The organism is Pseudomonas sp. NyZ201 (genome assembly GCF_049860765.1).
Lineage (GTDB): Bacteria > Pseudomonadota > Gammaproteobacteria > Pseudomonadales > Pseudomonadaceae > Aquipseudomonas > Aquipseudomonas bharatica.
Map to the genome: position 1 here is coordinate 3261309 of NZ_CP187557.1, position 20715 is coordinate 3282023.

Here is a 20715-nt window from a genome sequence, read left to right on the forward strand (position 1 = left end):
TCCTGTTGCAGATGCCTGCATGCTGCCAGTTGTCAGGCTGGCTCGCTTCTGTCGCCTGCACAAGTCGGGGTGTGGGTTGTTTGGTCAGTTGGACAAGAAATAGTTTAGGCCCCCCCCTGTGGGAGCGGGTTCACCCGCGATTGCGATGGCGGGCGCACCGCCGTCATCGCGGGTGAACCCGCTCCCACAGGGTCCGTGCAAACAGCCTATTCGGCAGGCAACAACTGCAACCCCAGGTACAGGCTCAACATCCCCTCCAGCCTCAACGGATCCACCCCGCTCAACTCACCGATCCGTTCCAGCCGGTACCTCAGGCTGTTGCGATGGATGCCCAGCGCCTCGGCACACGCCTGGCTCTGTCCGTCATGGCTGCACCAGGCGCGTAGGGTGGCCAGCAGTTGCCCGCTGACATCCTTGGCACGAATGCGCTGCAAGGGCTCGAGCAACTCGTCCAGGGCGTCATCCTGGCGATGACGCCAAAGCAGGGCCGGCAGGCGATAGCGGCTCAGGCTCAGCAACTGTTCACCGGGCAGCACCTCTCGCCCGTAGGCCAGCAGGTCGCGCACCCGGCGATAGCCCCGGCGCAGCTTTTCTACGCTGTCCGCAACCCCGCCCAGCGCCAGGCGCTGCACCTGCCAGCCCTGGATGCGCAAGCGCTCCAGCAGCCTGGCTTCGTCCAGCGCCAGTCCGGCAGGGCGACACCAGAGCAGCGAATGACGCGCCGGGCTGACGCACCAGCTGTCCGGGTAGCGCTGCATCAACCACACCGCCAGGGCCTCCGCGCCCTGCCCTTCATCCAGTTCGAACAGGCACGGCACTCGCGGCAGCTGCGGCTTGAGGCCCAACTGCCGGGCTTCATCCACCAGGCGCGGGGCATCGCCACTGCCGCCCAGCAGCAGGGCCAGCAGATCGTCGCAGCGCTGCCGCCGCCATTGCTGCTCCACCTGGAGGTGACGCTGGGCCAGGAGCATTTCCGCGGTCATCCGTACCAGTTCGGCATAGGTGCGCAGTTGCGCAGGCTCCCCGGTGATGCCGAGCACGCCGATCAGCCGGCCATCGAGCATCAACGGCAGGTTGACGCCGGGCTGCACGCCCTTCAGGCACTTGGCCGCTTCACTGTCGATCTCGACGATGCGCTCGTTGGCCAGCACCAGTTGCGCGCCTTCGTGGCGGGTGTTGATGCGCTGGGCCTCGCCGCTGCCTAGAATCAAGCCCTGGCTGTCCATGACGTTGACGTTCCAGGGAAGGATGGCCATCGCCCGATCGACGATATCCTGCGCCAGGTCATGGTCCAGTTCGAACATTGGGGGTTCCTTGCAGGTCCACAGGTTGGTCGGCGGCACAGCCAGGCGCCGCGAATGCTGTGCAAAAGCACAAAGACAGGCATCCCGCGCTCGTCGAGACTTTTCACCAGCGCCCGCCTCGACGCGGGATGCCGCACAACCATAACAACAGAGAGAGAATCATGTCATCCAGCCCTGCCCCTGACCAAGGCCACGGCATCGACCGCGACGCGCTGTACCGGCGCATCACGCTGCGGTTGATCCCGTTCATTTTCGTCTGCTACCTGTTCAACTATCTCGACCGGGTCAACGTCGGCTTCGCCAAGTTGCAGATGCTCGACGCGCTGAACTTCAGCGAGACCATCTACGGCCTCGGCGCCGGGATCTTCTTCATCGGCTACGTGCTCTGCGGCCTGCCCAGCAACCTGGCGCTGAACAAATTCGGCCCGCGGCGCTGGATCGCGCTGATGATGATCACCTGGGGCACGCTCTCCACCTGCCTGCTGTTCGTCACCACGCCGACCCAGTTCTACGTGCTGCGCCTGTTCACCGGTGCCGCCGAGGCCGGCTTCTTCCCCGGAATCGTGCTGTATCTCTCGCAGTGGTTCCCCGGCCAGCGGCGCGGGCGGATCATGGCGCTGTTCATGTCGGCGATCCCGGTGTCGGGGTTGCTTGGCGGGCCCTTCTCCGGCTGGATCCTCAACCACTTCGCGGCCGGGCAAGGCGGCCTGGCCGGCTGGCAGTGGATGTTCCTGATCCAGGGCTTGCCGACGGTGGTGCTGGGCTGCCTGGCCGTGTTCCTGCTCAGCGACAGCTTTGCCAAGGCCGGCTGGCTCAGCGCAGCCGAGCGCCAGGCGGTGGCCGATGACCTTGCCGCCGATGCCGCCGGCAAGCCGAAGACCGTCAGCGACAGCCTGCTTTCGGTGCTGACCAACCCGCTGATCTGGACCTTCGGTTTCGTGTATTTCTGCATCCAGAGCGGCGTGTATGCGATCAACTTCTGGCTGCCCTCGATCATCAAGAACCTCGGTTTCAGCGACGCCCTGCTGATCGGCTGGCTGAGCGCCATTCCTTACCTGCTGGCGGGCGTGTTCATGCTGCTGGTGGGCCGCTCGGCAGACCTGCGCAACGAACGGCGCTGGCACTTGGTGGTACCAATGCTGATGGGCGCCCTCGGCCTGCTGATCGCGGTGAACTTCGCCCATAGCCCGGTGATCGCCATTCTCGGCCTGAGCATCGCGACCATGGGCGCACTGACCGGACTGCCGATGTTCTGGCCGATGCCGACCGCGCTGCTGACTGCCGGAACCGCGGTGGCTGGCCTGGCGATCATCAACTCGGTCGGGCAGATGGCCGGCTTCCTCAGCCCCTACCTGGTGGGCTTCATCAAGGACCAGACCGGCTCGACCGATGCCGCGCTGTATTCGCTGGCGGGGTTGATCGTGTTTGGTAGCCTGGTGGCGTTGCGGGTTTCGCGGCAGCGTTGAGTCATCAAGCCTGTTGGGGGCTGGGCGGGCCTCATCGCTGGCAAGCCAGCTCCCACAGGGTTCAGCGGTGACACCACAAATTTGCAGTCAGCCTTTCCCACCTGTACAAAAGTCCCTTCCACCTGACGCGAAGGGATTTCCGACCATGATCTACCGTCCACTGGGCCGCAGCGGCCTGCAAGTCTCCGCCCTGACCCTGGGCAGCATGATGTTCGGCGAGCAGACCAGTACCGAAGAATCGCTGCGCATCATCGACAAGGCCTGGGACCAGGGCATCAACTTCATCGACACCGCCGACGTCTACAACGGCGGGCGCTCGGAAGAGATCGTCGGCGAAGGCATCGCCGCCCACCGTCATGACTGGATCCTCGCGACCAAGGTCGGCTACGGCCCGGCGGACGGGGTGCCGAACCGCAGTGGTTTGTCGCGCAAGCACATCTTCAATGCCATCGAAGCCAGCCTGACCCGCCTGGGTACCGACTACATCGACATCTATTACCTGCACCGCGAAGACCACGCCACCCCGCTGGACGTCACCGTCTCGGCCATCGGCGAGCTGCTGCGCCAAGGCAAGATCCGCCATTGGGGCGTGTCCAACTTCCGCGGCTGGCGCATCGCCGAAATCTGCAACCTGGCCGAGCGCCTCGGCGTGCCGAAGCCGGTGGTCAGCCAGCCGCTGTACAACATCGTCAACCGCCAGGCCGAACCGGAACAATTGACGGCTGCGGCGTACCACGGCCTCGGCGTGGTGCCCTTCAGCCCCTTGGCCCGCGGGGTACTCAGCGGCAAGTACGCACCCAACGTCGAACCCGAGGCCGGCAGCCGCGCAGCGCGCCAGGACAAGCGCATCCTCGAGGTGGAATGGCGTGCCGAGTCCCTGGCCATCGCCCAGAAGATCCACGCCTATACCGAAGCCAAGGGCGTGGGCATGGTCGAGTTCGCCATCGCCTGGGTGCTGAACAACCAGTCGGTCAGCTCGGCCATCGTCGGCCCGCGCACCGAGGCGCAATGGGACACCTACGGCGGCGCGTTGCAGGTGAAGATCAGCGCCGAGGACGAAGCCTTCATCGATTCGCTGGTCACCCCGGGCCATGCCTCGACCCCGGGCTTCAACGATGTCGCCCACTTTGTCAGCGGGCGTGCAGCACGCTGAGTTCGTTACCGAGCAGGTGGCTGATGGCGGCCTTGAGCTTCATCGGCCGCACCGGCTTGTGCATCAGGGTATGGCCCAGCTCGCGCACCTGCTGCTTCAATTCGTTGCTGTAGTTGGCGGTGATCATCAGCGCCGGCAGGGGTGAGACCCGCCGCGCGTTGATCGCCGCCACCGCGTCCAGGCCATTGCGATCGTTGTCCAGGTGATAGTCGACGATCAGCAACCCGGTTTCCTGCGCGGGCAACTGTCCGGCCAGTTCCTCTTCGTTCAGCGCGGTATTGACCCGGCAGCCCCACTGCTCCAGCAAGGTCCGCATGCCGGCGCAGATCGCTGCATCGTTATCCAGCACCCAGATCCGCGCCCCTTCCAGACGCTCCAGCGACGGCAGCGGCTCCGGCACCGTGACCAGGGCCTGCGGCGGCTGGCGGCTGAGCGGCACCTCGATGGCGAACACCGAGCCCTTGCCCGGCGTCGAGCGCAACTGGATGCGATGGCCCAGAATCCCGGCGATCTTCTCGACGATGGCCAGGCCCAGCCCCAGGCCCCGGTCCTGGTCGGGGCGCTGGGAGTCGCCGCGCTTGAATTCCTGGAAGATTTCCTCGCGCTTGTCCGGGGCGATGCCGATGCCGGTGTCCCAGACTTCGATCCACAGGCGCCCCGCCCGGCGCCGGCAGCCCAGCAGCAGGCGCCCGCTCGGCGTGTAGCGAATGGCATTGCTCAGCAGGTTGCGCAGGATCCGCGCCAGCAGTTGCATATCGCTGCGCACCCGCAGGCGGGTCGGCACGTAGTCCAGGCGCAGGCCCTCGCTGGCGGCGGTGGCGGAATATTCAGCGGCCAGGTTGTCGAGCAGGTCGCTGACGGCGAAGGTGGCGATATCGGCCTTGATCACCCCGGCGTCCAGCTTGGAGATATCCACCAGGGTGCCGAGCAGGCTTTCTACATCGTCGAGCGCATTGCTGACGTTGCGCACCAGCGCCGGGCTGCCGCTCTGCTCCTGCAAGGCGCTGGTGAACAGGCGTGCGGCGTTCAGCGGCTGCAGCAGGTCATGGCTGACGGCGGCAAGGAACTTGGTTTTCGACAGGTTGGCCTGCTCGGCTTCCTGCTTGGCATCGCGCAGCCGCGACTCGGCGCGGCGACGCTCCTCGATTTCGCGCAGCAACTGCTGGTTGAGCTGGGTCAGCTCGGCGGTGCGCTCGCGCACCCGCAGCTCCAGGTGCTGGTAGGCCTGGTGCAGCGCCTCGGCGGTCCGCCGGCGCTCGGTGATATCGCGGATCATCACGAAGATCCCCACCACCTCGCCGCTGGGCAGGCGATTGGGCACATAGGAGCGCAACATGTAGCGCTCCTGGCCATGGGCGTTGGTTTCGGCGAACTCGAAGGTCACGGCCTCGCCGGCCAGGGCCTGGGCGATATAGCTTTCCAGGCGCTGGTAATGCTCGGCGCTGTGCACGTCGCGCAGGCGCTGGCCGAGCATCGCCTCGTGGGGCCAGCAATACCATTGTTCGTAGACCTTGTTGGTGAACTCGTAGACCAGGTCGGCGTTCAGGTAGGCGATCAGCGCCGGCACCTGGTCGGTGATCAGGCGTATCCAGCGCTCACTCTCGCTCAGGGCTTCGGCATGCTGATAGCGCTCGGTGATATCGGTGAAGGTATTGACGAAGCCACCGGTGGGCAGCGGGTGCGTGCGGATCTCCAGCATGCGCCCGTCATACAGGCGTTGCTCCAGCTCCCGCAGCGGCCGACCGTTGGCATCGCGGCTGGCGGGGGTCAGCAGGTCCAGCTCGCTGTCACCGATGACATCGGCGAACTGCCGGTGTGCGGCAATCGGCGCCAGGCCGCTGAGTTCGAGAAAACGCCGGTTCCACAGCTCAAGCACGCCATCGGCATTGACCATGGCAACGCCTTGGGACAGGTTGTCCACGGCACGTTGCAGCAAGTGCGACTTCTGCGCCACGGCCTGCTCGCGGCGCTGGGTTTCGCTGTGCTTGACCTCGGTGATATCGGTCAGCAGCACCACGCGCCCGCCGCCCTGGGTCGGGCGTTCGGACACCTGCAGCCAGCGGCCGTCACGCAGCCGGTAAAGCAGGTTTTCGTCGTTGATGCTGCGCGGCTCCTCGGTGAACAGTCCGGTACGCAGCATCAAGCGGCGCACCTCGGAAAGGTGCATGCCGCTGATGATGCGGATCCGGCTGTTGGCCCAGAGCGCCTTGAAGCGCTGGTTGAACAAGACGATGCGCAGGTCGGCGTCGAACAGCACGAAGGCGTCGGAGATGCTCTCGATCGCATCCACCAGGTATTGATGAGCGGTTTCCGCGCGGTGGCGGGCGTCGCTGAGCAGGTGATTGCTTGCCTTCAGCTCGGCCATGGCCTGGTTCAGCGCGTCGGTGCGCTCGCGCACCTGCTCGGCCAGCACCACCGAGTGCTGGAACGCCGCATAGGAATCGTCGGGGCGCGCCGCACCGGACTCCAGGCGCTCGATCAGCGCTGCATTGATGCGGCCGAGCTTGTGGTTTTCATGGCGCAGTTGCGCGATCAGCGCCTGGGCTTCAGTCGAACCGGCGGGCACGGGAACGTCCGATGGCAACGCCGGTGAAGGTCTGGTTGATGTGCATGCCATTGAACTGTTCCCCATAGGTGTTGAACCCCACCACCGCATGCCGGCGCAGGATCGCTTCGACCTGGGCTTTTTCCGGCTGGCCTTCCAGCTCCAGGCGGCGCAGGAAACAGTCGCAGCCGATGGTCAGGACCAGCGTGCCAAGCCGCTCGCAAAGGCCGTCGAACACCGCGTTCAAATTCGGAACCAGCGGCCCCGGGTGCATGGCGGTGAGGACGATGCCGTTTTCCACGGCGCAATAGAAACTCAGGCTCAGGTCGTCGTGGACCTGCTGGATCGCCCGCACGTAGTAGCGCTCGTTGATGCGCACCGCCAGCGGATGGGCAGCGAAGGTGCGCTGGTCGATCTGCGCCACCGGCACGCCGAGCAACTGTGCATAGGCCAGGGCGGCGGGCTCGGCATTGAGCTCGTAGACCCGGCGCAGGGCGCGGTCGGCGCGGGTTACCACGAGCTTTTCCTCGCGGGGCTGGATGTGATGGGTGGTGAACACCTCGAAGTCCAGCCAGGTGTTGACCAGCAGCACCACCGCCGCGCCGCTGTGGAAGGCGCCGTCGTAGTAGACGTGGGTATGGTCCAGGTAGTTGTCGTCGCCGGCCGAGCCGCCGAAATGGGGAATATCGCCGAGGGCAGCGTTAAGCGCGGCAAGCAGCATTTCCTCGCGGCTCGACAGGCCATCGAGCAGGGTCAGGGCGAAGCTGTGGCCCTTGATCGGCGCCAGGGTGTTGCCGCGGCATTCGTTGACCAAGCGTTCGACGCAGCGCTGGGCGTCGATCAGGGTGAAATCGTGGATCGGCGCGATCAATTCGGCGGCGATGGAGAAGTGCCGGTGATCGAAACCCAGGGCGGTGATGCAGCCGCGACCGTAGCCTTCCGGGGTGATTTCCCCGGCGCTGGTGCAGCCGGCCAGGCGGATCCCGCCGAGGCTCTGCTGCAGGGCCTCGGCCAGGGCTGGCAGATCGTACTCGGCGGAGCAGAAGAACAGCACGAAGCCCAGGTGCGGGTGCATCAATTGCCGGGCGAGGTCCTGGGCGGCCTCTTCGGCGATCACGGCGCGGGATACGGCACTGAGAACGCCTTCGGCGTTGGACTGCGGCATGGCAGCCTCCAGCGTTTTAATGGATGTATGGCGCAATTCTAGGGGCCGGCGGGAGGGGCTCGAATGCTACTTGGGTAGTGGGTGGTGGTGGCATTGGTTGTAGATTGTGAATGTGTGGTGTTGCTGATGGCCCTATCGCTGGCAAGCCAGCTCCCACAGGTCCAGCGGTGCACGCGGTCACTGTGGGAGCTGGCTTGCCAGCGATAGGGCCCGAAAGGCCACCGCAAGACAGGGCCCTTGAGCCGGCAGGATGCGCCTTGCCGACCGAAAGGCCCCACCCCGCGATGGTGGGGTTCACCAGGTGAGCACGGCCCCCAGGGCCAGGGTGTCGGTGTCCTCGTTCTGCGCGTCGCCGTGATGGCCGTCGATCTCGAACTGGTTGTACTCGGCTACCAGCTTGAGGTTGTCGTTGATGTCGTGGAACAGCGCGATGCCGCGGGTCTCATAGTCCGCGCCGGTGTTCACCGCGCCGTTGCCGTCGTCCTTGGTCTTGCCATACGACAGCGCCAGGCGGTTCTTGCCGAACTTGTACGAGCCCTGCACCAGGTAGCCCTTGCTATCCACTTCGCGCAGGGTCGCTTCGCCGGCATTGTTGGTGAAGAACGGGTTGATGCCCTTGGCGGTGAAACCCGAGCCGGTCAGGGAGAACGCGCCCATTTTTGCCTGCACGCCATAGCCCAGGCCCTTGGAGGTGACGCTGTCGACGTTGTGGTCGGTGTTGTCGGAGGTCTGGTAGCTGCCGTTGATCCAGCTATAGATCTGCGCGCCGCCAAGGTCGAACTGGTAGGTGATCTCGCTCTCGGTACGCGGGTTCTTCTGGTAGGCCTTGCCCACCGCGCTGTCGTCGTTGGTGTCCACCGGGTCGAGGACGCCCACGGCGATGCGCAGGCCATCCATCACCGGGGTGCGGTAGGTGATCTGCGCCGACGGGAACGGGTACGGATAACCGCTGCCGATGTTGCCGAACGACACCCCGCCGCCATCCACCAGGCCCAGGGTGTCGCTGACCTGCCCGTAGCCGGCCAGCAGCTCGTCGAGCAGGATGTTGGAGCGGGCGAACAGGCCGAAGTCCTTGCCGATCAGCACTTCGCCCCATTCGGGATTGGCTACGGTGCCGTAGAACTGGCGCACGTCGATGGCGGTATCGGTGCCGTTCTGCTCGCTATCGTTGATGGTGACCCAGAACGAGGCGCGGCCGCCGAGCTTGAGGTCGCCCATCTGCTTGGTCATGTTGAAGCCGAGGGTGTTGGGCAGAAAGCCCATCTTGATCCGCGATTGACGGCGGTCGTACTGCTCGCCGGCGCGGTCGATATCGCTGTTGACGTAGAAGGCGTTAACGTAGCCATCGGTGGAGAAAGTCGTTTCATCCTTGTCGTACAGCATGATTTCCGCCTGGGCCAGCGGGGCGAGCCCGACGCTGGCGAGGCCGGCCAACAGCGGCAGGAAACGGGCATTGGCATTCTTATTGTTGTGCATGACGCTCTCCGCGAACGGTGGGGACGGTTGTCGGAGCCGATTATCGAAAGCCCGGACGCCCTGCCCTACGCTGCCTTGGACGCGGATTCGCGGTGCTTTGGCCGCGGCCATGGGCCGGGCGGTCGAGGGAACTAAGCCCCTGTGCGGGCGGGTCACAAGGCTAAAGTGTCGAGTGCGGGGCCCAAGGTCGGGGTTGCCCATGCAAATTTGCAGATTGGCATTGCAGTTTTGTCGATTGAGCTTGGCAAATTTGCACTGCTACGATCCGGGCGATCCTTGGCCAATACTCCACGCCTCGATAATTCATGTGGAAAATCAATAACAAAGCAGGGAGACAGCGATGACTGCGCCAGTTTCGACTACCGACAATTCCCAAGCGCAAACCGCTCAGGTCCTTTCCGAAGTCCGCAACCATATCGGCCACTTGACCCTCAACCGCCCCGCCGGCCTCAACGCCCTCACCTTGCAGATGGTCCGCGACCTGCGCCGGCACCTGGAGGCCTGGGCGGCGGATGCCGATATCCATGCCGTGGTCCTGCGCGGCGAAGGCCCCAAGGGCTTCTGCGCCGGCGGCGATATCCGCTCGCTGTACGACAGCTACAAGAGCGGTGCCACCCTGCACCATGATTTCTTCGTCGAGGAGTACGACCTCGACCTGTTCATTCATCACTACCGCAAGCCCATCGTCTGCCTGATGGACGGTTTTACCCTGGGTGGCGGCATGGGCCTGGCCCAGGGCGCCGAACTGCGCGTGGTCACCGAGCGCAGCCGCCTGGCCATGCCGGAAGTGGGCATCGGTTATTTCCCGGATGTCGGCGGCAGCTACTTCCTCTCGCGGGTGCCGGGTGAGCTGGGCACCTACCTGGGCGTGACCGGCGTGCAGATCCAGGCCGCCGACGCGCTGTATTGCGGGCTGGCCGACTGGTACCTGGAGAGCGACAAACTGGACGATCTGGACCGGGCTCTCGATCGGTTGAGCTGGGGTGAATACCCACTGAAGGACCTGCAAGGCGCCCTCGCCCGCCTCGGTAGCCAGACACTGGCCAACCCGCCATTGGCCGAGCTGCGCCCGGCTATCGACCACTTCTTCGCCCTGCCGGATATCGCCGGCATCCTCGAGCAATTGCGCACGGTGAACGTCGCCGGCAGCCATGAATGGGCGCTGAAAACCGCCGACCTGATGGACAGCCGCTCGCCGCTGGGCATGGCGGTCACCCTTGAGTTGCTGCGCCGCGGGCGTAGCCTGTCGCTGGAGGACTGCTTCAGGATGGAGCTGCACCTGGACCAGCAGTGGTTCGAGCATGGCGACCTGATGGAGGGCGTTCGCGCCCTGCTTATCGACAAGGACAAACAGCCGCGCTGGAACCCACCGACCGTAGCAGGCCTGGACCGCCAGCGCGTCGACCAATTCTTCGAAGGCCTCTGAGCGCCGGAGCACCGCTATGCAAGACCTGGAACTGACTGAAGAACAGAGCATGATCCGCGACATGGCCCGCGACTTCGCCCGCAACGAAATCGCGCCCCATGCCCAGGCCTGGGAAAAGGCCGGCTGGATCGACAACGAGGTGGTGCGCAAGATGGGCGAGCTGGGCCTGCTCGGCATGGTCGCGCCGGAAGAATGGGGCGGCAGCTACACCGACTACGTGGCCTATGCCCTGGCCGTGGAAGAAATCGCCGCCGGTGACGGTGCCACCGGGGCGATGATGAGCATTCACAACTCGGTGGGCTGTGGCCCGCTGCTGGCCTACGGCAATGCTGAACAGCAACAGGCCTGGCTGCCGCGCCTGGCCAGCGGCGAAGTGATCGGCTGCTTTTGCCTGACCGAACCGCAGGCCGGCTCCGAAGCGCACAACCTGCGCACCCGTGCCGAACTGCAGGACGGCCACTGGGTGATCAATGGTGCCAAGCAGTTCGTCAGCAACGCCCGCCGCGCAGGCCTGGCCATCGTCTTCGCCGTCACCGATCCGGAACTGGGCAAGAAAGGCCTGTCGGCGTTCCTGGTACCGACCGACAACCCCGGTTTCGTGGTCGATCGCAGCGAGCACAAGATGGGCATCAAGGCGTCCGACACCTGCGCCGTGACCCTGAACGATTGCCGGATCCCCGAGGCCAACCTGCTGGGCGAGCGCGGCAAGGGCCTGGCCATCGCCCTGTCCAACCTCGAGGGCGGGCGCATCGGTATCGCCGCCCAGGCGCTGGGCATCGCCCGTGCGGCGTTCGAAGCGGCGCTGGTGTACTCCCGCGAGCGCATCCAGTTCGGCAAGCCGATCAACGAACACCAGAGCATCGCCAACCTGCTGGCGGACATGCAGGTGCAGATCAATGCCGCACGCCTGCTGATCCTCCACGCCGCACGCCTGCGCACGGCCGGCAAACCGTGCCTGAGCGAAGCCTCGCAAGCCAAGCTGTTCGCCTCGGAAATGGCCGAGCGGGTGTGCTCCATGGCGATCCAGGTGCATGGTGGGTACGGGTATCTGGAGGATTACCCGGTGGAGAAGTACTACCGGGATGCGCGGATCACGCAGATCTACGAAGGCTCCAGCGAGATCCAGCGCATGTTGATTGCCCGGGAATTGAGGAACTATCCGTTGTAAGTGCGGCTCCCACAGGTTCAGGTCGCTGCGAACCCTGTGGGAGCTGGCTTGCCAGCGATGAGGCCTCCAGCTACCCCACCTTCCTGGCCGTGCACCGCTCAGTCGGCATCGCGGCCGGTGAACGTCACCCGCGCGGTTCCCTTCGGCGGGGCGATGACACCGTAAACGTTCTGGGTACCGTGGCAGATGACCCGCACATGGGTCGCCTGGAAGGACTGCGGTACGTTGAAGTGGAAGCGGTTTAATTCATTAGTGTTCAAACGGGTGCCGTGAAGCACGAAGTACAGACGTTCGTTCCTGGCATTACTGATCCACGCATAGCATCGAGCGGCGTCAACCTCCGCAGCGCTGGCAGCCGGATGAATAACCCCGTAGGCGCAATGCAGGGCTGGGTAAGCGATTCCGGCCCGCTGCAGGTCGGGATCGTAGAAGCCAACCAGCGTAGTGGCTGGCACACCGATCTGCTGCGGGCGGCCAGCGACATGCTCGGGAAAGTCTTCATACGGCTCCCAGGCCCTGCCATCCGAGACGAAGTTCAGCACATCGCCCTTGTTCAGTTGCAGGGTGGTGCCGTTTAAATGAAGCGTGGTCTCGTAGGTTGCCTGGTGAATGATGCGCACGCCTTTCCCTCGATTGGCGGTTTCCGGAATGGGCAGGAAGATCTCTGTAGCCCAATGCCCGTCGAAAATATCCACTTCCACCCGCTGGAAACTTCTCAGCAATGGCATAAGCCCGCCCTGACCCGCCTCTTCGGGGGCGGCGCGATACAACTCGCCCCACTCGACCATGCTTTTGCGGCCTTCATCCCACTTCATATAGCCAGTCGAGGATGTCTTGCTGAACACCGCCTTGCCCTCGATGAAGCCCTGCGCGATCTTCAGGCTGTATGGGGTGAGCATGGTGTAGCGGTTGGTGTCAGGGTACAGCGGGTAACCTTCCGCCATGGTGTCCTTGCCGAAGGAATGGCCATGGAAGGGCTGTTCACACCGGCCACTTTGGCACGTCGGCACGCCGGTTATGGCTTTTTCGAAATTGGGCAGGAAGACATTCCTGTCGCTGTCCCAGCCCCAGGTTGAATTCGGTGAAAAGGCGGCGCGGTGGATGGACCCATCGAAGCCGCCGGGGTAGTGATTGATGCCGAAGTTATGCCCCAGTTCATGGCTGAACTCGTTCCCGTCGCAACCATACAGCGTCACGATGCTGCCTCCACCGGAAAGACCGTGCACTACACGGCCATTGCTGTAGTTGCCCACCGAGCTGTGCGCCGTCAGCTGCGCCACTACCCAATGTCGGTTGAGCCCGTCCTCGCCACTGCCGGGTGAGCTGTGCACGCCAACGGCCGCGTTATTGATTCCCAGGGAGATCAGCTCCTTGCCGATGCGTTGGCGCAGATCACCGCCATGCACCTCGCCCTTTTCCGCGGAGTGGTCGGTGTAGTGGGTGCCGTCGGCCATTTCAATGACCTCGCAGTGCACCGGCTCGTACTGGTTGACGATCAGGCGAGAGCACGGAATGGTCTGGTAGTACTGGCGTTGCAGCTCATCGGTGAAATCATCGATGAACACGCGTTGGTTGGGAGTGAGCATGCCGATATCGATGGTGTTGACCAGCATTTCGCCTGGCGCGCCGACATCGGCGTCGGCGAAGGTCCCCGAGAGGGCCCCGGCCCTGAACACCAGGTCCATGCCGGCCATCACCTGCTGCCAGGGCAGGATCGCGCTCCAGAAGTTCTCGCCGTAGACGATGCGGCCATATTCCGCATCGCTGTCGCGCTCGGCGATCGGCGGCAATTGCTCCGGCGGCGCCATGGCCAGGGTGAAGTCGCCGACACTCAGCTGGATACCCTCGGCAGCGTCAATGGCACTGATGGGTTTGAACATCACCAGGATATCGCGCAGGCCGGTCAGGCGCGGCTGCACATCGCCGGCAATCGGCGAACTGCGCGACGGCAGCACCGAGACCTGGGCGAACAGGACACTGCCCTTGAGCTCGCCGACCAGGTCGTTGCCCAGGTCGCGGTCGTTGAAATACAGCGGGGATTGGCTGCTGGACATGGTGACGGGCCTCGTGGCGGAATGACATGGCTGTACGAGGCCCATTCGAACACCGGTGGGAAAAGCCAACAACTGACAGAAATATCAGGTGCCCACCCGGATTTGTCACACCAAAGTGAAGATCATCCGGCTTGTCAGCCCCTGGCTTTCGGAACCGACCAGCTCGAACTTCCCGGGACGGGCCTGCGGCGTCACTTCGATGACATGCTTGAGCATGGCTATCCCGTCGTAGGGCAACGGCAGGTCGACCGACCATTGCCAATACGCCGGCTCGTTGTACGGCAAGCGTGCGTCGTTCTCGTCGTAGAAGGACACCAGGGCAACCACGTAGATCGATTTGTCCGTGGGAATACTGATCGGCTCGCCCGCCGGCGGGGTTTTCCATTCAGCGCGAACCGCAGGCAGCAGGTCGGTGCGCAGGTTATGCATCACCACCTCGCCCACTGCGACTTCCTGGAAGTTGTGCACCACATGGATGTTCACCGTCACGGGCCAGGTACCGCGCCAGGTGTCGAGGAAACGGTGGTCAACCTCGATCCTGCCGCTCTGCGTCTCTTCGTTCTCGCTGATGAACAACCCCGTGAACGGGCCTTGCTCGCCGTTGATCTTGACGACATAGCGCACCAGGCCCACTGCTGGCTCGGCCGGCGCATAGGTGATGTGCACGGTCGGCGCTCCGATGGTAGCCGGGGCATAGAGATGCTTGTGACTGACGATCAGCTCGAAGTCGGCAGCAGAGCCGGCCCGCGGGGTGGAATCCACCGGTGCTGCTTGCTCCAGTGTCAGGGTCATCATCAACTGCAACCCATAGGCGCTATGGAGCATGGCCTGGACCTTGCCGGCCTGCGCAGCGGGAGTGATCTGCAACACGTGACCGTGGGGGACGACTCCCGTGGGCTGTCCGTAAAGCTGAACGAACCAGTCCAGCTCTTCAACCGGCAGGACAACACCCATACGGTCGTAGAAGGTCGGCGTTATCACGACCCAGGCATCGTCGCCGCTCGGGATCTCGATCCGCTCCGCTGGGTGGATGTTTCCCTCCATCCGGGCCGGGGCGATCTTGCGGGTGTCATGAAGGGATAGCGTTGCCTCGTCCAGCAAGGTGCCATCATGCAGCGCCAGCAGTTTCAATTGCACGGGCCAGGTGCCCTTGTAATGTTCGATAAATCTCCTGTCCACGAGCAAATGGCCGGTGCCCTGTTCCGGCAAGAGGTTCAGTTGCATGCCTTCGGGGATGCCTGGCTGGCCGTTGAGCGTCAGCTGGAAGCTCAGCTCCTTCGGTGCCTCCTGCGGCACCATGCTGACCTGGATGCGCGCAGTAGTAGCGCGCAGCGGCGGGTAAAGGTCACTGGAAGAGAATTCCAGGTCGATAAGCCTGGCGGTGCTGCCAAGCGGAATCCGGTTCATAGCGATCTCCTGAGGATGGTGCCAGCGGGATGAACGATCCGATTGCAGCAACATTCACCTGGAGCCACAACTGACAGAAATATCAGGTGCCCCCAGGCAAATACCGCGCACTTACATCAAGGTCAGTACCTTGGCCCGGTTCACGCCATTGGCAACGACGATCGTCGGTGCCGGCTCAGCCACCTGCGACAACGCGTCCTTGCCCGGCCGGTTGGCCCAGAAGCGGTCCCAGCATGTCTGGGTATCTACACATCGTTTCCCGAAGACCAGTGGCGACCCCGTGTCGCTTGTCAAGAGACCGCATGATGACCACCAAGCGCAAGCCGACAGATCTTCAGCGTTCTCCAGATCGAGCGCCGCCCGCGCGGCGCATCGCCGGCAACACCGGCTCCCACCCATGGCCCGTGAATCTGCGCTGCCAGCCTTTGGATGTTCGGCGATCTACTGCGGGGAGACTGTTGGGTTCGACAGGGTATCGCGTCGTACAAGCAAGGCGATCACCATGGCCTGTCAGGCATAGGTACGTTGCAACAAATGTGGGAGCCGGCGTTGCCGGCGATGCGCCGCGCGGGCGGCGCTCGATCTCAAGGGCGCTGGAAACGTCATGGCAAGCACCTGTCAGCCCTGATGCGATCTACTGACAGGCCTCTCACATTAAAAGATGTGTAGATACCCATGCCTAGCACAGGGGACTGTTCGATCGCAGTTGCCTGTAGTTCCTGCAGTTCGGTTGAGTCGCGGTTTTCCCGCACTATCGGTAATATCCCGCGCCAACGAATACAGGCCCCTCCATGAACGGCGTCCCGGTTCCTGACAGCCGGACGCCGCTCGACACTGCGAGCCTCATTCCCCGATACAGGAAATCACCATGGCACGCCTGGCCGCACTTACCGTTGCAAGCGCCCTCTCCCTCCTCAGCATCGACACGGCGCTGGCCGTGGATGCTAGCGCGGGGACCTTCACCATTACCCAGACCTGCGAAGCCTTCCAGTCCTTCAAGAACCGCACCAACCCCGGTGGGCTGTCCGTGCAGCCTGGCCAGGCGTTGCCCATCGCCGAGGTCAATCGCGAGCAGTACCAATGGGTGCGGGTCAATGTCGGCAGCGGTAGCAAGGACCTGCGCTGGGTCGCCGCCGAGTGCGGCCGGGTCGAGGGCTTGCACATCGCCCAGCCCGGCGCGCGTGCCTGCAGCGTTGCCGACCAGTACGACAGCCACGTGCTGGCGATAACCTGGCAGCCGGGCTTTTGCGAGCACGACCGCAGCGGGCCGGGCAAACCGGAATGCCAGGCCATGCGCGAAGGCGAGCTGAAGGTCGATCATTTCACCCTGCACGGCCTGTGGCCGAACAAGCAGGCCTGTGGCATCGACTACGGCAGTTGCGCCGGCCCGGCGCTGGACCTGGACCAGGCCACGGTGGACTACATCAAGCCGTGGATGCCCAACTTCCACTACGACACCCGGTTCGGCAACCACGAATGGAAGAAACACGGCGTCTGCCAGACCGCCATGGACGATGACCAGTACTTCAGGCTCGCGGTGGACCTGGTGAAATCCTTCAACGATTCGTCGGCCGGCGCCTATGTCCGCGAGAACGCCGGCGGCTCGGTGTCCAGGGAACAGTTCCAGGCAAAGCTGGCGGATGATTATGGCAACAAGGCCGCCGCCAACAACTTCCAGCTGATCTGCACCGGGGAGTACCTGGAAGAGGTCCGCGTCGCACTGCCCAGAGACTTCAAGGGCGAACGCAGTGTGAAAGGCGTGCTCGGCCAGGACTTCCTCGCCGAGCGCAGGAGCGACCGCAACGAGTGTCGTGGCGAGCGGATCCGGATCGAGGCCAGTGGGATGGCGAAGTGATTTCCTGCGCAAGGACCTGGCAGGCGTCGGCGAAGGGGGCACCGGGCCCCCTTCGTGGCGTTCACCCCTGCTATTTGAGCAGGTCCTCCCGGCCCAGCATCGGCAATGCCACCAGCGACCTTATTTCCGTTTCGCTGACCATCGGTGGTATGAACTTCTGACCCAGCACATTCGGGCCCGTATAGAAATCCATGGTGTATCCAAACAAATCGAACAATTCCTCATCGAATTGCCAAACCGTGCCCTTGTACAGTTTCCGGGTGGTGGAAGTGACCTGCTGTTTGAACCCGCCGCTCAAGAACAGTCCCCCCGCAGCCTCCGTACCGTTGTTGAGGTAGGCCGCCTTGAACGCATCGAACTTACCCGTAGCCTTTGCCTCGTCCACATGCTGGACCAACTGGGTCAGCGCCTTGGCCCGTGCCTGCTGGGCGAACCGCAGTTCACTGGGCACCGTGGGCCACTTCGCCGGAACCTTGGACAGCGGCCCGCCCCGAGTACGGAACCAGTTGCGCGGAAGCCCCTTCAGACCGTGCAGGCCCATGGAGATCCCGGCCGCCGCGCTGGCGATACCGAAGGCCTGTCCCCAGGCTTCCAGCGTCCTGGAGAGTTGGGGATCACTTTCCGCAATGATGATCGAGTCCACGTCGAAGGCGAAGGAAATCGCTGCCAGGGCGGTGGTCGCGACCGCCAGCAGCATCGAGGTGCCAGCAGTGAACGGAGCCAGCAGCACCCCCACCGCACCTGCCACGATACGGAATGCCGTGCTCTGGATGGCTGGCGCATTGTTCCAGCGCGAATACTGGGCGACCACTGCTCGGCCACTGGGGTCTGCGTTGTTGACCGGATCGGCATTGCCGAACACATAGCCTCCGGCACCACCGATACCGAACGGGCTGTTGCTGTCGCGAGAGAGGAACCGGCCAAGCGCCGGGTCGTACAGGCGATAGCCATTGCCCGGGTGGTATAGCCCCAGACTGTTCAACGGTTTGCCCTTGAAGCCCAGCCAGTTGGTTGCTTTCGTGCCGGAATAACGCTGGCCGTAGGGCTCGTAGTGGAAATAGGTGATGGCCTTGGTTGTCAGGTCGACGCTGGCGAATACCGTACCGTTGGCATCGCGCAATTCGAAGGAACGGCTTTCGTTGCTGTCGGTGATGGCATCCTGCAGCAGGCAGGCTCGGCTTTCGTTGCGCACGATGAGCGAACGCTTCTTGAAGCTGGCTCCTGTTGTGCTGTCCGTCTGCACCAGCGCATAAACGCAATCACCCCGATAGTGGTAGGTGTCCGTCATGTTGCCGATAGTGCCGCCGCGTACCCGGCCTTCCTTGTCATAGCTGAAGGTGTACTTGGTCTTGTCGCCATCGGCGGAATAGGTGTTGACCTGACCGTTGCCGTGGTAGCTCAGCCTGCGGGTGCCCCCCCCCGATGCAAAGCAGGTCGTCACCGTCACCGAGCAGGAGGTCAACAGCTACGAGTACGACAAGTCCCTGAGCCAGTTGCTGGAACTCGCGATCGTGGTGATGACCTGCACGTCACGCCCGGTAACGTTCCAGAACTTGTTGAGATAGGAACTGCCCGGGATCTCCAGCCTGGTATCGGCCTTGACCCCGGCCTGAATCAGTTGCATCCGGGCATTGACCTGCTTGCACAGGTCCATCACCCAGGTGTACTGGCCTAGCCGACCTGGCAGCGGCACGAAGGTAGTCTGTTCCAGTACGCTCTGCGTCGCCTTGTCGAGCACGCTGACCGTGATCCGTTCGCCCTCGGCAAGATCACGGCCAGACCAGACACTACCCAGGTCCACCCAATTATTCTCCATCGCGCAAGCTCCTCGGATGAGCGTCGCAGGACGGTTGCGGAAGGCATCGTCGGGCCGACGCGGAAACCACAAGAAAGGGAGAGATGCGCTTTACGCTAGAGCGGGCCGGGCCGGGCCGGCTCACAACTGACAGAAATATCAGGTGGGTGGTTATCCAGTGGTTCTTTCGGAAGCTGGCCCTGGGCAGGATTTATAGAGTCCGGCGCGGACTCGTAGGAGCGAGGCTTGCTCGCGAAGGACCGCGCAGCGGTCCCGGATTTGCGGCGACAACACAATTTTGGGACCGCTGCGCGGTCCTTCGCGGGCGAGCCTCGCTCCTACAGAAGCAGCGCGCGTGGGCGCGTGGTATCAGGCCGCCGAGCCGCTGGTGCGACACTGCGCCGCACCCCGCCCCACCTGTCGGTCCGCCCTCGAAACCCATTAGAATTGCGCGCCCCTTTTTCGCCTCATCGCATCGAGCAGCGACAACCCCAACAAAAACCAGCAGCCCCGGCCCGCAACGGTCCGGCTGACATGCGCGCGCGTCCCGAGGGTGTCTGTCCGCTGTTCAATCGATTTTCGAGGTACCTATGTCTCCGCGTTTGCTGGCGATGGCGCTGGCACCCCTGCTCGGGCTGTTCATCATGGCCCTGGGCAACGGCTTCCTGTCTTCCCTGACCACGCTGCGCCTGGATGAGGCCGGCGAGTCGGCCACCCTGATCGGCATGGTGTCGTCCGCCTACTTCATCGGCCTGACCCTCGGCGCCGTGTTCAATGACCGCCTGATCCTGCGCATCGGCCATATCCGTGCCTACAGCAGCTTCGCTTCGCTGATCGCCGTGACCATCCTGCTGCAAGGCCTGTTCGTCGATACCTGGGGCTGGATGGTGCTGCGCCTGATCAACGGCTGGGCCACGGTAGGGGTGTTCCTGGTGATCGAGAGCTGGCTGCTGATGGCCGGCGATACCAAGGTGCGCGGGCGTCTGCTGGCGCTGTACATGATCGCCTTCTACGGCGCCGGCGTATTGAGCCAGGCCGGCCTGGGCGCCCTGAGCGGCTGGGGCGACACGGCACCGTTCATGGTCGCCGGCATGCTGGCTTCGCTGTCGGTGCTGCCGATCGTGATCCTGCCGCGGGTTTCGCCGATCCTCGAACATGTCGAACCGCTCAAACCGCGCCAGTTGCTAAGCGTCACTCCGACCGGGCTGGTCGGTTGCTTCGGCTCGGGCGTGACGATCGCCGCGGTCTACACCCTGCTGCCGCTGTACCTGCAACGCAGCGGCCTGGACGTGGGCGAAGTCGGCCGGATGATGGCCTGGGTGATTCTCGGCGCCATGCTCCTGCAATATCCGGTGGGCCGCTGGTCCGACCGCAAGGACCGTCAGGACGTGCTGATCGCCCTTGCCGCGCTGTGCGTGGTGCTGTCGGTGGTGATCGTGCTACTGCCGTCCAATTCGGTATTGTTGCCGGCCATGCTGTTCCTGCTCGGCGGCGGAGTGTTCGCGGTCTACCCGGTATCGGTCAGCCATGCCGCCGACCGCGCCCCGGTGGAAGCCTTGGTGCCGATGATCCAGGGCATGCTGCTGATCAACTCGCTGGGCTCGGCCTTGAGTCCGCTGGCGATCTCGCCGGTGATGAGCAGCTACGGCGCGGCCGGGCTGTTCTGGGCCTTCGCTGCGGTCAACCTGGCGATGGTCGGCTTCTTCGTGCTGCGTCGCGGCAAGCGGCCGGTGCCGGCCAACCCCGCGCCGTTCGTGCCTTCGGCCACCTTCTCGCCAACCGGCGCGGAACTGCGGGTTACCGACGACCTGCGCCACGCCGCCCAGGAGCACCCGCCGGTGCCCGAGTGCGACAACGCCCATTCGCCGCCCGTGCCCCGCGCCGGGGTGGAGTGACGCACC

Annotated in this window: 14 protein-coding genes; 6 read left to right on the top strand and 8 right to left on the bottom strand. The window is 64.0% G+C overall.

Annotated features, from left to right (window positions below; all coding sequences use genetic code 11):
• Positions 1–206: 206 nt before the first annotated feature.
• Complete coding sequence (locus ACPFMA_RS14505) at positions 207–1304, bottom strand: sugar diacid recognition domain-containing protein (protein WP_064304544.1); 1098 nt, start codon at positions 1302–1304, stop codon at positions 207–209.
• A 161-nt stretch (positions 1305–1465) separates the two neighbouring features.
• Between ACPFMA_RS14505 and ACPFMA_RS14510 the strand changes: the two genes are divergently transcribed.
• The gene (locus ACPFMA_RS14510) at positions 1466–2770 is read left to right on the top strand and encodes an MFS transporter (protein ID WP_009408002.1); all 1305 of its coding nucleotides are present in this window, start codon (positions 1466–1468) and stop codon (positions 2768–2770) included.
• A 145-nt stretch (positions 2771–2915) separates the two neighbouring features.
• The gene (locus ACPFMA_RS14515) at positions 2916–3923 is read left to right on the top strand and encodes an aldo/keto reductase (RefSeq protein WP_279897465.1); all 1008 of its coding nucleotides are present in this window, start codon (positions 2916–2918) and stop codon (positions 3921–3923) included.
• Here ACPFMA_RS14515 and nahK read toward each other — a convergent pair.
• From nahK to ACPFMA_RS14530, 3 genes are all read right to left on the bottom strand, one after another.
• Entirely contained in the window at positions 3901–6540 is a 2640-nt protein-coding gene (gene nahK / locus ACPFMA_RS14520; RefSeq protein WP_425928046.1) for a hybrid sensor histidine kinase/response regulator NahK/ErcS', read from the bottom strand. The two genes, ACPFMA_RS14515 and nahK, sit on opposite strands and share 23 nt — an antisense overlap.
• Positions 6470–7633, bottom strand: coding sequence for a nitric oxide-sensing protein NosP (nosP, locus tag ACPFMA_RS14525; protein WP_064304547.1), 1164 nt, complete (start codon positions 7631–7633; stop codon positions 6470–6472). The genes nahK and nosP overlap by 71 nt, the downstream gene beginning before the upstream one ends.
• A gap of 294 nt (positions 7634–7927) precedes the next feature.
• Positions 7928–9109, bottom strand: coding sequence for a porin (locus ACPFMA_RS14530; RefSeq protein ID WP_009407998.1), 1182 nt, complete (start codon positions 9107–9109; stop codon positions 7928–7930).
• Positions 9110–9449: 340 nt separating this feature from the next.
• Here ACPFMA_RS14530 and ACPFMA_RS14535 point away from each other — a divergent pair, with 340 nt between their 5' ends.
• The gene (locus ACPFMA_RS14535) at positions 9450–10535 is read left to right on the top strand and encodes an enoyl-CoA hydratase/isomerase family protein (RefSeq protein ID WP_425928047.1); all 1086 of its coding nucleotides are present in this window, start codon (positions 9450–9452) and stop codon (positions 10533–10535) included.
• Between the two features lie 16 nt (positions 10536–10551).
• Complete coding sequence (locus ACPFMA_RS14540; RefSeq protein ID WP_425928048.1) at positions 10552–11703, top strand: acyl-CoA dehydrogenase family protein; 1152 nt, start codon at positions 10552–10554, stop codon at positions 11701–11703.
• 98 nt (positions 11704–11801) lie between these two features.
• Here the strand turns inward: ACPFMA_RS14540 and ACPFMA_RS14545 are convergent, their stop codons facing one another.
• Both ACPFMA_RS14545 and ACPFMA_RS14550 read right to left on the bottom strand, forming a co-directional pair.
• Complete coding sequence (locus ACPFMA_RS14545) at positions 11802–13757, bottom strand: M66 family metalloprotease (protein WP_425928049.1); 1956 nt, start codon at positions 13755–13757, stop codon at positions 11802–11804.
• Positions 13758–13862: 105 nt separating this feature from the next.
• Positions 13863–15164 carry a hypothetical protein gene (locus ACPFMA_RS14550; RefSeq protein WP_425928050.1) on the bottom strand — a complete coding sequence of 434 codons (1302 nt, stop codon included), beginning with the start codon at positions 15162–15164 and terminating at the stop codon, positions 13863–13865.
• An 868-nt stretch (positions 15165–16032) separates the two neighbouring features.
• On the opposite strand from ACPFMA_RS14550, the gene ACPFMA_RS14555 reads away from it, so the two are divergent.
• Positions 16033–17019 carry a ribonuclease T2 family protein gene (locus ACPFMA_RS14555; RefSeq protein WP_425928051.1) on the top strand — a complete coding sequence of 329 codons (987 nt, stop codon included), beginning with the start codon at positions 16033–16035 and terminating at the stop codon, positions 17017–17019.
• A 70-nt stretch (positions 17020–17089) separates the two neighbouring features.
• Here ACPFMA_RS14555 and ACPFMA_RS14560 read toward each other — a convergent pair whose 3' ends face one another.
• Both ACPFMA_RS14560 and ACPFMA_RS14565 read right to left on the bottom strand, forming a co-directional pair.
• A complete protein-coding gene (locus ACPFMA_RS14560; RefSeq protein ID WP_425928052.1) occupies positions 17090–18466 on the bottom strand; it encodes an RHS repeat-associated core domain-containing protein in 1377 nt (458 codons plus the stop codon).
• 18 nt (positions 18467–18484) lie between these two features.
• Entirely contained in the window at positions 18485–18835 is a 351-nt protein-coding gene (locus tag ACPFMA_RS14565; protein WP_425928053.1) for a hypothetical protein, read from the bottom strand.
• Positions 18836–19404: 569 nt separating this feature from the next.
• Here ACPFMA_RS14565 and ACPFMA_RS14570 point away from each other — a divergent pair.
• Positions 19405–20709, top strand: coding sequence for an MFS transporter (locus ACPFMA_RS14570; RefSeq protein WP_425928054.1), 1305 nt, complete (start codon positions 19405–19407; stop codon positions 20707–20709).
• Positions 20710–20715: the final 6 nt, after the last annotated feature.

Coding starts and splice junctions, on each gene's coding strand:
- ACPFMA_RS14555 (WP_425928051.1), top strand. CDS start 16,033: ATGGCACGCCTGGCCGCACTTACCGTTGCAAGCGCCCTCTCCCTCCTC.
- ACPFMA_RS14510 (WP_009408002.1), top strand. CDS start 1,466: ATGTCATCCAGCCCTGCCCCTGACCAAGGCCACGGCATCGACCGCGAC.
- ACPFMA_RS14505 (WP_064304544.1), bottom strand. CDS start 1,304: ATGTTCGAACTGGACCATGACCTGGCGCAGGATATCGTCGATCGGGCG.
- ACPFMA_RS14570 (WP_425928054.1), top strand. CDS start 19,405: ATGTCTCCGCGTTTGCTGGCGATGGCGCTGGCACCCCTGCTCGGGCTG.
- ACPFMA_RS14515 (WP_279897465.1), top strand. CDS start 2,916: ATGATCTACCGTCCACTGGGCCGCAGCGGCCTGCAAGTCTCCGCCCTG.
- nahK (WP_425928046.1), bottom strand. CDS start 6,540: ATGGCATGCACATCAACCAGACCTTCACCGGCGTTGCCATCGGACGTT.
- ACPFMA_RS14545 (WP_425928049.1), bottom strand. CDS start 13,757: ATGTCCAGCAGCCAATCCCCGCTGTATTTCAACGACCGCGACCTGGGC.
- nosP (WP_064304547.1), bottom strand. CDS start 7,633: ATGCCGCAGTCCAACGCCGAAGGCGTTCTCAGTGCCGTATCCCGCGCC.
- ACPFMA_RS14550 (WP_425928050.1), bottom strand. CDS start 15,164: ATGAACCGGATTCCGCTTGGCAGCACCGCCAGGCTTATCGACCTGGAA.
- ACPFMA_RS14535 (WP_425928047.1), top strand. CDS start 9,450: ATGACTGCGCCAGTTTCGACTACCGACAATTCCCAAGCGCAAACCGCT.
- ACPFMA_RS14540 (WP_425928048.1), top strand. CDS start 10,552: ATGCAAGACCTGGAACTGACTGAAGAACAGAGCATGATCCGCGACATG.
- ACPFMA_RS14565 (WP_425928053.1), bottom strand. CDS start 18,835: ATGGAGAATAATTGGGTGGACCTGGGTAGTGTCTGGTCTGGCCGTGAT.
- ACPFMA_RS14530 (WP_009407998.1), bottom strand. CDS start 9,109: ATGCACAACAATAAGAATGCCAATGCCCGTTTCCTGCCGCTGTTGGCC.